Source organism: Nonlabens sp. SCSIO 43208, from assembly GCF_050703575.1.
Classification (GTDB): Bacteria; Bacteroidota; Bacteroidia; order Flavobacteriales; family Flavobacteriaceae; genus Nonlabens; species Nonlabens tegetincola.
In genome coordinates this window covers 931,816-945,020 of the sequence record NZ_CP065365.1, presented here as the reverse complement: position 1 = coordinate 945,020, position 13,205 = coordinate 931,816, and the positions used below count along the sequence as shown (strand labels likewise).

11 protein-coding genes are annotated in these 13,205 nt (G+C 36.1%); 4 read left to right on the top strand and 7 right to left on the bottom strand.

Going from position 1 to position 13,205, the window contains the following annotated elements; genetic code table 11:
- Positions 1-11 precede the first annotated feature (11 nt).
- The 3 genes from I5168_RS04540 to I5168_RS04530 all read right to left on the bottom strand — a co-directional run bounded on the left by I5168_RS04540 (position 12) and on the right by I5168_RS04530 (position 3,311).
- Positions 12-2,015 (bottom strand): fumarate reductase/succinate dehydrogenase flavoprotein subunit, encoded by a 2,004-nt coding sequence (locus I5168_RS04540; protein WP_060523588.1) that lies wholly within the window; start codon positions 2,013-2,015, stop codon positions 12-14.
- A 2-nt stretch (positions 2,016-2,017) separates the two neighbouring features.
- The gene (locus tag I5168_RS04535; protein WP_060523587.1) at positions 2,018-2,686 is read right to left on the bottom strand and encodes a succinate dehydrogenase cytochrome b subunit; all 669 of its coding nucleotides are present in this window, start codon (positions 2,684-2,686) and stop codon (positions 2,018-2,020) included.
- A gap of 268 nt (positions 2,687-2,954) precedes the next feature.
- The gene (locus tag I5168_RS04530; protein ID WP_060523586.1) at positions 2,955-3,311 is read right to left on the bottom strand and encodes a hypothetical protein; all 357 of its coding nucleotides are present in this window, start codon (positions 3,309-3,311) and stop codon (positions 2,955-2,957) included.
- 81 nt (positions 3,312-3,392) lie between these two features.
- On the opposite strand from I5168_RS04530, the gene rsmI reads away from it, so the two are divergent.
- Positions 3,393-4,061: a 16S rRNA (cytidine(1402)-2'-O)-methyltransferase gene (gene rsmI, locus I5168_RS04525; RefSeq protein ID WP_085775376.1), complete on the top strand. Its 669-nt coding sequence runs from the start codon at positions 3,393-3,395 to the stop codon at positions 4,059-4,061.
- Position 4,062: 1 nt separating this feature from the next.
- Here the strand turns inward: rsmI and I5168_RS04520 are convergent, their stop codons facing one another.
- Together I5168_RS04520 and I5168_RS04515 are read right to left on the bottom strand one after the other, a co-directional pair.
- Positions 4,063-5,559, bottom strand: coding sequence for a GH3 auxin-responsive promoter family protein (locus I5168_RS04520; RefSeq protein ID WP_431472546.1), 1,497 nt, complete (start codon positions 5,557-5,559; stop codon positions 4,063-4,065).
- A complete protein-coding gene (locus I5168_RS04515; protein WP_167342693.1) occupies positions 5,559-6,440 on the bottom strand; it encodes a M23 family metallopeptidase in 882 nt (293 codons plus the stop codon). The genes I5168_RS04520 and I5168_RS04515 overlap by 1 nt, the downstream gene beginning before the upstream one ends.
- 102 nt (positions 6,441-6,542) lie before the next feature.
- Here I5168_RS04515 and I5168_RS04510 point away from each other — a divergent pair, with 102 nt between their 5' ends.
- Positions 6,543-6,905 (top strand): hypothetical protein, encoded by a 363-nt coding sequence (locus tag I5168_RS04510; RefSeq protein ID WP_431472545.1) that lies wholly within the window; start codon positions 6,543-6,545, stop codon positions 6,903-6,905.
- 138 nt (positions 6,906-7,043) lie between these two features.
- Here I5168_RS04510 and I5168_RS04505 read toward each other — a convergent pair whose 3' ends face one another.
- Entirely contained in the window at positions 7,044-10,136 is a 3,093-nt protein-coding gene (locus tag I5168_RS04505) for a BspA family leucine-rich repeat surface protein (protein ID WP_431472544.1), read from the bottom strand.
- A gap of 189 nt (positions 10,137-10,325) precedes the next feature.
- On the opposite strand from I5168_RS04505, the gene I5168_RS04500 reads away from it, so the two are divergent.
- The gene (locus I5168_RS04500; RefSeq protein WP_431472543.1) at positions 10,326-11,462 is read left to right on the top strand and encodes an SPFH domain-containing protein; all 1,137 of its coding nucleotides are present in this window, start codon (positions 10,326-10,328) and stop codon (positions 11,460-11,462) included.
- Between the two features lie 10 nt (positions 11,463-11,472).
- Positions 11,473-12,570 carry a DNA helicase PriA gene (locus I5168_RS04495; protein WP_431472542.1) on the top strand — a complete coding sequence of 366 codons (1,098 nt, stop codon included), beginning with the start codon at positions 11,473-11,475 and terminating at the stop codon, positions 12,568-12,570.
- A 2-nt stretch (positions 12,571-12,572) separates the two neighbouring features.
- Here the strand turns inward: I5168_RS04495 and I5168_RS04490 are convergent, their stop codons facing one another.
- Positions 12,573-13,196, bottom strand: coding sequence for a DUF4230 domain-containing protein (locus tag I5168_RS04490; protein ID WP_060523578.1), 624 nt, complete (start codon positions 13,194-13,196; stop codon positions 12,573-12,575).
- Between the last annotated feature and the right edge of the window lie 9 nt (positions 13,197-13,205).

Here is a 13,205-nt window from a genome sequence, read left to right as displayed (position 1 = left end):
TTAAAATTCAATTATTTATAAGATCTCGTTTTCAATTCTACATTTTCAAAAACAAGATTCTCCTTGTGAAGTTTTGCCTCACGTGGGTTTTCATTGTATTCCCAAGCACTTACATAAGTGTAGTTTTCATCGTCACGCAATGCCTCACCTTCTTCTGTTTGATACTCCTCACGGAAGTGACCACCACAACTTTCATTACGGTCTAGAGCATCTTTGGCAAACAGCTCTCCTAACTCTAGGAAATCAGCTACACGACCAGCTTTTTCAAGCTCCTGGTTTTTAGTGTCGGCACTACCAGGAACACGTACGTTTTGCCAGAAATCCGCTCTTAACTCAGCGATTTCATCCATCGCTTCCTTAAGCTCTTTCTCATTTCTAGACATACCACATTTATTCCACATAATAAGACCTAGCTTCTTGTGGTAATAATCTACTGAATGTTTACCGGAACCATTCATAAGTTTAGAAATACGATTGCGCACATCCTTTTCTGCCTCGTCAAATTCTGGCGTATCCGTAGAAATTTCACCTGTACGAATTTCATTTGACAGGTAATCTCCTATTGTGTATGGTAACACAAAGTAACCATCGGCCAGTCCTTGCATCAAGGCACTTGCTCCTAATCTATTTGCACCATGGTCAGAGAAATTTGCCTCACCTGCTGCAAAACAACCTGGCACTGTTGTTTGTAAATTATAATCTACCCATAATCCACCCATTGTATAGTGTACAGCTGGGAATATTTTCATAGGAACCTCATAAGGATTGTCATCGGTAATATTACGATACATGTCAAATAAGTTACCGTACTTTTTCTCGATTACTTTTTTACCTAAAGCAATCATTTCCTCTTCGGTTGCGTTTTTCTTACCACTAGTTAAGGCTTCTATCTTACCATATCGTAAGAATGAAGCTGCAAAATCTAGATAAACAGCATTACCTGTTTTATTTACACCATATCCTGCATCGCATCGCTCTTTTGCAGCACGAGACGCAACATCACGCGGTACAAGGTTACCGAATGCTGGATATCTTCTTTCTAGGTAGTAATCTCTTTTCTCCTCTGGTAAATCAACACCTCTTAACCTACCTTCTCTAATAGCTTTTGCATCTTCTAGATCCTTAGGAACCCAAATACGCCCATCATTACGCAGCGATTCGGACATTAGAGTTAATTTAGACTGGTGTTCACCACTCACTGGTATACAAGTAGGGTGAATTTGTGTAAAACATGGATTTGCAAAGAAAGCTCCACGACGGTGCGTTCTCCAAGCAGCCATAACATTACTACCCATCGCATTTGTAGAAAGGAAGAATACATTACCATATCCTCCAGAAGCAATTACCACTGCATGAGCTCCATGTCTTTCAATCTCACCTGTAACTAAGTTACGAGCAATAATTCCTCTTGCTTTTCCATCTACTACCACAAGATCTAACATCTCGTGACGGTTGAATGGTTGTACTTTACCTCTATTGATTTGTCTGTTAAGAGCAGAGTAAGCTCCTAACAGCAATTGTTGTCCTGTTTGTCCTGCAGCATAGAATGTTCTAGAAACTAAAACACCACCAAAAGATCTATTGTCCAACAATCCTCCATATTCACGAGCAAAAGGAACACCTTGAGCAACGCACTGGTCAATAATATTTCCAGAAACTTCTGCTAATCGGTGAACATTTGCCTCACGAGATCTGTAATCTCCACCTTTAATGGTATCGTAGAATAGTCGGAAATTTGAATCTCCATCTCCTTGATAGTTCTTGGCAGCATTGATACCACCTTGTGCAGCAATAGAGTGCGCACGACGTGGCGAGTCGTTATAACAAAATGTCTTTACATTATAACCTAGCTCTGCAAGAGTAGCCGCTGCGCTACCACCTGCTAGACCTGTCCCTACAACAATTACGTCAATTAAACGCTTGTTTGCTGGGTTTACTAGATTGATAGTATTCTTGTGTTTCGTCCACTTATCTGCAAGTGGTCCTGATGGTACTTTTGAATCTAATACAGACATAATTAGTTTGTATGATTTAGATGGTGAAACAATGCTATAAAGATAAATCCTGCTGGTATTAGAATACTCCAAACCTTAGTAAATTTCTTTAAGCCTTCTCCTTTATTTACACTCTTTGCTCCCATAGATTGGAAAGAGCTATTGAAACCGTGCCATAAATGCATTGCTAGGAGTACAAAAGCAATAACATATAGAACTACTCTCCAGATAGGAGCAAATTTTTCTACAGTTTCTTCATAATATCTTGTTGGGTCTTCAGGATTCACCTCAACATATTTATAAGCCATTTCATGAACCCAAAAGTCATACATATGTAATCCCATAAATGCTAGAACAACAAGTCCTGTGATGATCATATTACGAGAAACCCAGCTTGCATTAGCATTTCCTGGGCTGCTTTTATATTTTATTGGTCTTGCCTTATTATTTTGAATTTCTAACACAATACCCATAACAAAGTGAATGATAATACCAGCAATTAAAACTGGCTGCAAAACATATTGCACTAATGGATTATAACCCATAAAATGTGACCATTCGTTAAAAGTATCTGGTGCAATTACCGACGTGATATTAATAACAAAATGCTGCGTTAAAAACACTACTAAAAATAGCCCTGATAATGCCATCACCCATTTTCTTGCTAGTGATGATTTTACTAATGCGCTCATGTATAAATTTTTAATTTCACGCAAAGATAACCTCTCAATTGATAGAATTCAATCGTTATAATTGCAAGCCGAGTTAAAAACTCTTATTTGGATTGAATCTTAATTAAGTAAATTAGACTTTACGTTGCATTAAGTAGAAATACTGGCCTTTTCCTTGCAAAAAGTTCGTTAAGATTTTGTTTTTGAAATGGATATAGATAAACGAGAAAAACAATTAGATACCTAAACAATTTATCCTGTTAAATAAAAAATTAATAAGGTTACTGTATTAGTCTATTACCCCAGTTTCTAGCATATAATTCACAATTGCTTCCTTCATAAGTAGAGATTGCTCACCAGCCTTTAATGGTGGCAATTTTTCTTTAAGAAGATAATGCGGCCATTTATCCTCATCAAAATGAGAGAATTCATAATACCCATATGGTTCAAGCAATCTACATATAGCTATATGCATGAGCTGTAATTTTTCATCTTTTTTAAATTTTCTATGTAATTGACCTAACTCTTGAACGCCGATAACAAATAGAATAGCATCTAGATCTAGCTCTTCTCCATCACCGAAACGCTCCTGAAAAAAACTCTCAGTCGTTTTCCATCTCTTTATTAGTAGCTCATCTTTTGTCATGATGCAAAGATAGAAGAAGCTCATCGTATTTATTAGTATGAGAAGTATATAACTATCTTTGAATTTCTTAAGTAACACATTATGAAATTGTATCTTGTACCTACACCTATAGGGAACCTAGAAGACATCACATTTAGAGCTATTAATGTGCTAAATGAAGTTGACTTGATTCTAGCAGAGGATACTCGTACTAGCGGAAAATTACTACAGCACTACAGCATAAATACTCCTATGCAGTCTTATCACATGCATAATGAACATAAAATAAGTGATTCTATAATAGAACGAATTGCTGCAGGGACTAGTATGGCCTTAATAACCGATGCTGGTTCTCCAGGAATAAGCGACCCAGGATACCTGCTTACTCGCAAGGCTATTGAATCAAATATAGAAGTTCAAGCATTACCAGGAGCAACAGCTTTTGTGCCAGCCCTAACCGTATCTGGATTACCTAGTGACAAATTTGTATTTGAAGGTTTTCTTCCCGTTAAAAAAGGGCGACAAAAAAGGTTGTTGTTTTTAAAAGAAGAAACGCGCAGCATTATATTCTATGAATCACCACACAAGCTAGGGAAAACATTAAATGACTTTATGGAACACATGGGAGCTGATCGTAAAATAAGTGTTTCAAGAGAAATTTCTAAAATGTTTGAGGAGCATTTTAGAGGAACAGTACAGGAAGCAATTTCACACTTTCAATCTAAAAAAAACAAAGGAGAGTTCGTTTTAATTTTGGAAGGAATGATATAGGCTAACTTAAACTTTCCAAAAAGCTTGCAATTTTTCTATCATTAGACAATCGCGGTAATTTGTTTTGCCCACCTAATTTACCAATAGTTTTCATGTAGGATTTAAATCCATCCTTAGGAACGGTTGTTATTTTTAACGGTTGTAAAACCTTACCTACTATGAGATCGTCGTAATAACTATTTTGATTACGTAGCGCTTGATCTAAATCTGCACTAAATTTTTTCTTGTCAAAAGACATGTTTTGATCGAATTCTATGAACCATTCGTGGTATGGTAATTCACCATCATTTGGGTTTAACTGAGGTGCAACAGTAAATTCGTTGATTATAACCTCTTGAACATCACAAGCTTCTTTCATTGCCTGTTCAACCTCTTTTCCTATTACGTGCTCACCGCTGGCACTTATATAATGTTTTATTCTACCTGTAACAACTACTCTGTAAGGTTGAACTGAAGTAAACGCAATTGTATCACCAATGTTATAAGCCCATAATCCAGCAGTAGTAGAAATAATCATCACATAATTCACACCTACTTCCACATCTGCAATGGTAAGTCTAGGAGGATTTTTATCATAAAACTGATCTGCAGGAATAAACTCATAAAAGATACCAGCATCTAGCAGCAATAGCATACCTTTTTCATTTCTAGTATCTTGATATGCAAAAAAGCCTTCACTTGCAGGAAAAAGCTCAATACTATCCACCTGCCTGCCTATAAGTTGTTCAAATCTAGCCTTATAAGGTTCAAAATTTACACCACCGTAAATAAACAAATTGAAGTTAGGAAATACTTCACCTACAGGCTTTCCCGTGCGCTGTACGATTCGTTCAAAATACATTTGTACCCAACTGGGAATTCCTGAAATCACACTCATGTCTTCAGGTAAAGTTTCATCGATAATAGCCTCGACTTTGGTTTCCCAATCCTCGATACAATTCGTTTCCCAAGAAGGCATTCTATTGCGCTGAAGATATCCAGGTACATAATGCGCTACAATACCGCTCAATCGACCAAGTTGAACACCATTTTTATCCTCCATTTCTGGACTTCCTTGTAGGAATATCATTTTTCCATCCACAAAATGACTATTACCAGTCTCATTTATGTAGCTCAAAATAGCATTGCGTGCTGCTTTTATATGTTCAGGCATGCTCTCTTTGGTAATAGGAATATATTTGGCTCCGCTCGTTGTTCCAGATGTTTTGGCATAATAAAGAGGTTTACCTGGCCATAAAACATCGCTTTCTCCATCAACCACTCTATCCACATAAGGCCTTAAATCCTCGTAATCACGTACAGGCACTTGTTTTGTAAATTCTTGATGTGTTTTTATGGATTTGAAATTATGATCGTTTCCAAAATCAGTCGAAGAAGCAGTTTCCAATAGATGCTTGAAAACTTTGTTTTGAGTTTCAATTGGATTTTCACTCCACTTGCGAGTTTTACGATCGATAAACTTAGCAAATATGCATGCTGCAAAGGACTTTAACGACATTATTTAAAGCTAATAAAGTTACTTGGATCTAATGGGTAACCATCGCTCCATATTTCAAAGTGTAAATGAGGTCCAGTAGTAAGTTCACCAGTGTTACCTATGCTAGCGATAACTTCACCTGATTCTACTCGATCATTTTGTTGTTTGAGAAGTTCACCAGCATGTTTATATACCGTTATTAAACCAAATGCGTGTTCTATAATCACCGTATAACCAGTTTCCACTGTCCACCCAGAAAAAATTACAGTTCCATCTGCTGCAGCTTTTATAGGAGTTCCTACAGACGCTGCGATATCGACAGCATAGTGATCTTCTTCTGGATTGAATGATCCTGTTAATGATCCTGATACAGGTGTAAACAGAACAAATTCAGTACGCACACTCGCATCGTTTAATATATTGTATCGGTCAACTTTTGCAACCTCATCGCGCAATTCATTTTCTTGCTCACTAGGTGACAAATCTGGTACGGCTTGTATTGTTGTGGTAGAATCTTCTGCAGTGGTACTTTCATATTCTTCAAAAGTTAAGTCACCTAGAAGAATTTTTTTTATTCGGTTATACTGCTCGTCTTTCGTCGCCAGCACTTGTCTTAATGAATCGGTTTCCTTTGTCAATTGAACTGCCGTACTTTTAGTTTTGGCATTAGAATAACCTGGAATATACTCTCTTAAAGGCGTAAAAGCGATGAGTAAAGTGGTCAAAACAATAAGCAATAATGCACTTATGGCAGTGATAAAGAAAACGTTTAACCTATTCAGCTTTAAAGAAAAACGTTCTTCAAAGGTGTCATCATTGAGCACTACCATACGATAGTGACTGGTCCATCTACTCTTTTTTCTAGAGAATTCGTTCCCTTTTTTCTTTTTTCTTTTTGCCATTTTGTTCTTCTAGTACAAATATAGGATAATCAAAAAAGCTCCCTATACTAGCACCTCATTAAATAACGTTTAATAACTATATTTACCCAAAGCTATTGCCTCATGAACTTAAAAAACTTCTTACTCTTATTCCTCTTTTTTATTGGTTTAACTTCCTGCTCCACTGACTTTAAACGTGTAGAAGTTAAAACTCCAAGTTTAGAAGGATATATTGAAGGAGGAAATGGACTAGGTTTATATGGTAAAGCCTCTTTAAAACTGACCGGCGATTCGTTAGTGATGAAGGACTGGCCTATGTCTAGATTAGTAGATAACCTTAATGTTATTATAGACAGCTCCCTTACTGATCAAACAAGCTTTAACGAGGTATATACGATTAAAATTGCTAACAAATCACAGCTCGAACAACGCGAGTTTATTGATTCCATGCTTGTTCAATTGAATCGACTTCAATTAGTGAAGTAATTCAAAGTAAAAACCTATGTTCAGGACCCTTTTATTCCTTTGCGAAATACATAAGATTATAAATACCATTCCTGAAATAGACTTCCAGTCTAAACCCAAATACTTTATCTTTAGTATTTTAGAAACGCATTCACGTAATTAATTCACAATCAATCTTTGCGTTACACTGCCGTGTTCACTGTTAACTTGAATCATGTACATTCCTGATGCTAGAGAACTCACATCGATCTGATCTTGGTAATCAGATTGATACATTGTATATGAGCTAATTAACACACCACGTAAATCATAAATGCTGTAGGAATCAAATTGCACGTTACTAGTCATGGTAACCGAGTCATGAGCAGGATTAGGATACAAACTCATTGTCATTGTGGTAACGTCGCTATTGCTCAATGGCATTGCGACTGTAGTGGTTTCTAGGTTGGTAATAATCGGAAAATTGAAGTCAAAATAAATACCAGCTTGGTTTGAAAAGGTATCTCCCAAAACTAAGCTGCTCACAGTTTTAATCTTAAACAATACATAACCCTGACTGGCTGGTGCTGTATTAGGCAAGTTGATGTTATCAAAAATAAACTCCACCTTGTTACCTTCGGTGATTTGGGCCACATAATCGTGACTACCACTTAAAGGCGTAAACGTACTAATATCAAATACAGAAGTATCAATATAATCTACGATACGCACGTTAATAGCACTTGCCGTACCTTCATTTTCAAAACGTATACGATAATGCACGTACTCACCTACCATACCAGGTTCAATAGTATCACCTTGTAAGCAAGTTTTGTCATTGGGATCGTATGAGTTGACTACTGTTTGATCTAAATCAAAGACATTATCCATAGGCGTGGCATCATTTACACTAGGCGTTATGGATGCGGTGAAGTTTAAAATGTCATTACTGTTCAATGGAAAGCTGGGATCCGTTGGCGTATTCATATTGATTGTAAAATCAATCTCTCTAGTTTCAAATGGATCAAGATTTGAAAAACTCCAGTTGAGATTACCAACACTACTTGTAGCTACCGCAGGATTTGCATTGACAAAATCCATAAAATCATCATCATAAGTAAATGCGATATTACCTGATAATTGGGTGTTTCCCTTGTTTTTATACACCAACTTATAATTCGTATCAAAACCAGGACGTCCTTCTTCTAGCGGTAGGATAGTAATTTCTAAATCATTTGTAGGTGTGGTTGCAGTGAGACAAAAATCTTGTGTGGTTGTGTTTTGATTAGCTGCTGTGAATGTTGCGTTTGCTGGTGTTGCGGTGTATAGATTTGTATCGATTATTGGAGTTACAGTGTAGGTGTCATCTGGTAATGTAATTGAATAATTACCAGTAGCATCAGTATATAAATAGAGAATAGCATTTCCATTAGAAATACTTAAACCTGTATTTGATGCAATTAGATCATTTGGATCACAGCCATTGTTGTCAAAATCGAAAGTAATTTTTCCAAATAAAACATTATCCGCGCAATTACTAGATAAGGTATCATTTGTGATGGTAAAACCTCGTTGCAAAAGTATGTTTCGGGAAAAACTATCACAATATTCAAGTCCTTGTGCACCTAAATTTGTGTTCATTAAATTTAAGTTCACGAGTCTACTAAGAAGGCGATCATAATTTTCAACACTTAAACCAGAATTATTGAAAGCTGCGCCTAAGTAAAAGAAGCCCGAACCAGTAAAATTCCAAAAAGATAAATCTTGATTAAAACTAGATGCTCCAGAAAACATTGCTAACATTTCATTAACATTGGAAATATCCCAACTGCCTAGTGGTTGATTAAAACTAATCGCATTTAAAAACATACTATTCATATCAGTGACATTAGAAACATCCCAATTGTTTAAAGGTTGATTAAAGCTGCTTGCGTTTTCAAACATACTATTCATATCTGTCACATTGGAAACATTCCATGATGAAATATCGGAATTGAATCTAATAGAATCTGAAAACATTGCGTTCATATCGATAACGTTTGAAACATCCCAACCAGATAAATCTTGATTAAAAAAATCAGTATCGAAGAACATCCCTGACATATCTACCACATTTGAAACATTCCAATTCGAAATATTTGAATTAAAATTTGATGCCTGAGAAAACATTGCAACCATATTTGTTACATTAGAGACATTCCAATTGGAAAGATCAGCATTAAAAATACTTGCCCTGCTAAACATAGATGACATATCATTTACGCTTGAAACATCCCAATTTGATATATCAGAATTAAACAATTCTGCACCTTGAAACATCCCAGACATGTCTACCACATTAGAAACATTCCAATTGGAAAGGTCGGCATTAAAAATACTTGCCCTGCTAAACATAGATGACATATCATTTACGCTTGAAACATCCCAATTAGAGAGGCTAGAATTAAAAGATACAGCACTTCTGAACATATTGGACATGTTGGTAACATTCGATACGTTCCAATTTGATATGTCTGAATTGAAATTTGATATGGGATTTACAGACGCACCCGCGTTGAACATTTCAGACATATCTGTAACATTTGACACATCCCAATTTGATATGTCAGAGTTAAATAACCCTGCCATATTAAACATATTTGACATGGTAGTAACATTTCCTACATTCCACATAGATATATTAGAATTGAAACTAGATGCTCCATCGAACATAAAGGACATATCTGTAACATTAGAAACATTCCAATTAGATAAATCAGAATTAAAGTTAAAGGCATTCATAAACATAGAATTCATGTTAGTAACATTTGAAACATCCCAACCAGAAATGTCAGAATTAAAATTACTTGTACCAGAAAACATATTTGTCATGTCATTCACTTGCGATAAATTAGGTAAGTCTGTAGCTGATATAATCAAATTTTCGCAATCTTGGAATGCACTGTTCATAGTTTGCCATTGTGAAGTTCCCCATTGAGTTATTTCTAAGGGGATATCATTATTGAATTTGAAAGATTCTATAGAGTTGCTTACAATAATCGTGTAAATCGTTGAGGAGGAATAAACATGAGCTATGTTCAAATTCGAAGGGTCAGTATAGGTGTCACTAGTACCATCTCCCCAATCAACATTTACAGAACCAGTTCCAGTAATATTTAAGGAATATAAAAAATTAGAGTTCATATCAACAGTAAACACAAAATCATCAGGAGTCTGGGCAGTTGATAAGAATCCTATAAAAAGACAAGAGAAGAGTAGAATAAGTTTTTTCATGGTTGGTGGTTAATGACACGAAAATAAGGCTTTTACTCATCTTATTTGTATGGTAGTAGTTAATATTTGAGGTTAGGATAATTTGTGGATTCATCACATTTAATTCCCCTAAAAGGTTGTTATAGTTTATGCTTTCGCGAAAGCGTAAATTTTACTAACTTCACTACGCTATAATAAAAAGCTACCACCATGAGTATTTTTGATAAAATAAAAGAGAAATTAAGCCACGAATTTATTGACATTGTTGAGTGGCTAGATTATACCGACGATACTATTGCACACCGTTTTGAACGCTATCAAAACGAAATAAAAAACGGCGCCAAACTAATCGTACGTGAAGGACAAGCTGCGGTTTTTGTAAATGAAGGACAGCTTGCAGATGTATTTACACCAGGAACGTACGACCTGACTACTCAAAACCTACCTATCCTTTCAACTTTAAAAGGATGGAAATACGGTTTTAATTCGCCCTTTAAAGCAGAGGTTTACTTTGTAAACACGCACTTATTCACTGATGAAAAATGGGGAACTAAAAACCCAATTACCTTAAGCGACGATAGATTTGGATTAGTTGAAATAAGAGCCTTTGGTACTTATGCATTTAAAATTAATGATCCAGGTAAGTTTATCATTGACATTGTAGGGACTGATAACAACTTTACCAACTTTGAGATTAATGAACACTTAAAAAGTCTGATCGCCACACGTTTTACTGACACTGTAGGAGAAGCTAATTTACCTATTGAACTATACGCTGCAAATACATCAGAACTTTCTGAAACCTGCAAGGAAGTAATGCAGCCTGAATTTTTGGGCGTAGGTATTTCACTAGAGCGTTTTTACATTGAAAATGTATCGATGCCAGAAGATCTTAAAAAAGAGATTTTTGAGTACAGTCGTATTGATAAGTTAGACCTAGACAAGCTTACAAAATTCAAAACGGCCAAGGCAATCGAAGCGGCAGCAGCAAATGAAGGAGGAACTGCTGGTGCCGGAATGGGAATGGGAATGGGATTTGTTCTAGCCCAACAAATGGGCGGCATGATGAATCCAACAGCTGGAACAGCAGCCGCACCTCAAACTCAATCAGCGCCTATGGCGCCACCACCATTACCGCAGGCTGTTCAATATTTTTATGCACTCAACGGCGCACAAGCTGGACCTGTGCCTTTTGAACAATTAAGAGCTTTATTTGCAGGAAGAACCGTAAACAAAGAAACCTTAATATGGCGTGCTGGATTAGACGGTTGGAAAGCTCTTAAGGACATTGATGAATTAAAAGTCTTTTTAGGAGGAACTACACCACCGCCATTACCTAATTCTTAATAAATAGCTCGTGAGCGAGTCGATAAAAAGCGTTTCAAAACGTAAAAAGTCCTGTGTCAATTGTGGCGCAGAACTTACTTATGAACCAGGTACAGACCTAATAACTTGTGATTATTGTGGTCATAAAGAACAAATTGAACATAAGGAGCAACCTTTTCAAGAAATAGAATTACTTCCTTATCTAGAACAGTTAGGATCACAATCGCATTCCACAGAATTGAGTTTATTGGATTGTAAAAGTTGTGGTGCTACCCAGCATGTTGAAGAATCCTACAAAACTTTGCAATGTGTTTACTGTGCATCGCCGTTGCAAATTGATGAGCTATATCGTGAGGAATGGATACAACCAGGCGCTCTTATTCCGTTTCAAATTAATCAAGGTAAAGCTCATTTAATATTTAAAAATTGGGTTAATAAACTTTGGTGGGCTCCTAATAACTTAAAAAAGGCTTCATTAAGTCCTGAAAACACCAAAGGTCTTTACTTACCTTATTGGACATTTGATGCGCAATTACAAGCAGGTTATACTGGAATGCGAGGTGATTACTATTATGTAACAAAAACAGTAGGTAGTGGTGAAAACAAAAGACAGGTTAGAGAAAGAAGAACAGACTGGAGTCCTGCTGCTGGTAACGTCTCTGGATTTATCGATGACACTTTAGTTAAGGCTACTAAAAAACAGCAGTCTCAAATTCCCGAGCAAGTTGCTAGGTGGGATTTAAAACAGCTTACTAATTTTGACTCGCGCTTTCTAGCTGGTTACGTGACAGAGAAATACACCATTTCATTAAAGGAAGGACATATTGTATCTAACAAGCGTGCTGAGGAGATTTGTAGAAATTGGATACGTCGTGATATAGGTGGAGATACTCAAAAAATAAGTAGTGTTAACATGTCTTTAGATGATGAAACCTTTAAGCACATATTACTACCTGTATACATAAGTAGTTATTATTACAACAGTAAACAATATCACTTCTATGTAAATGGGCAAACTGGTAAAATACACGGCTCCAGACCCTACTCTTTTTGGAAAATATTTTTTGCGGTAGTTTGTGCACTTATCGTTCTTACAGTAATTATTGTTGTGTCGAGCCAGGTTCAATAACCTTATTTATTTAAAATCTTAACCTGTTTTTCAGGTTCCTCGAGTAAAAGTGCATTGTAATCTAAGGTCCAACCGATAGTTTGTGCAAGGGTTTCCATCATTTGAATCGCTTGTAAGGCTTCTTGTTGAGCTTGCTCTAAAAGGCCACTTTCTGGTATTTTGTCAATGATATGTTGCTTTGCGTTTCTTGAAATTTCAGTAAGATCAGAACTAGAAAAATAGTTTGCCCAACCTTCTTTTTTGTCGTAGTAATTAAGATCTGTTTCGATACTCATTACTTGTGGCTGTGGAAAATTAGTAAGAGTAATCGTTTTACGTTTAGGATCACTATGCATTTTGATTTTAGTTAAATCATAGCCTATATGTGCTTTGGCATTTACAAGTACAATAGCCTTCTTTTTACCTAGTAATAGGGTCATGAGTTTTTCCTTTACATTTTCGTAGTGATATATCTCGGCAAAATCTCCTTCAACAGTAATAAATTTACATACCGTACGTATTTTTTCCATGAGCACCACGCTTTGTTCCTTAGTATTATTTTTTGAATGGTTGCCCTTAACTAAGAATTTGAAAATAAAAAAAGATATTACTGCTCCTGCTGCCAGCCCTATAAATAAGTACTCCATACCACAAAC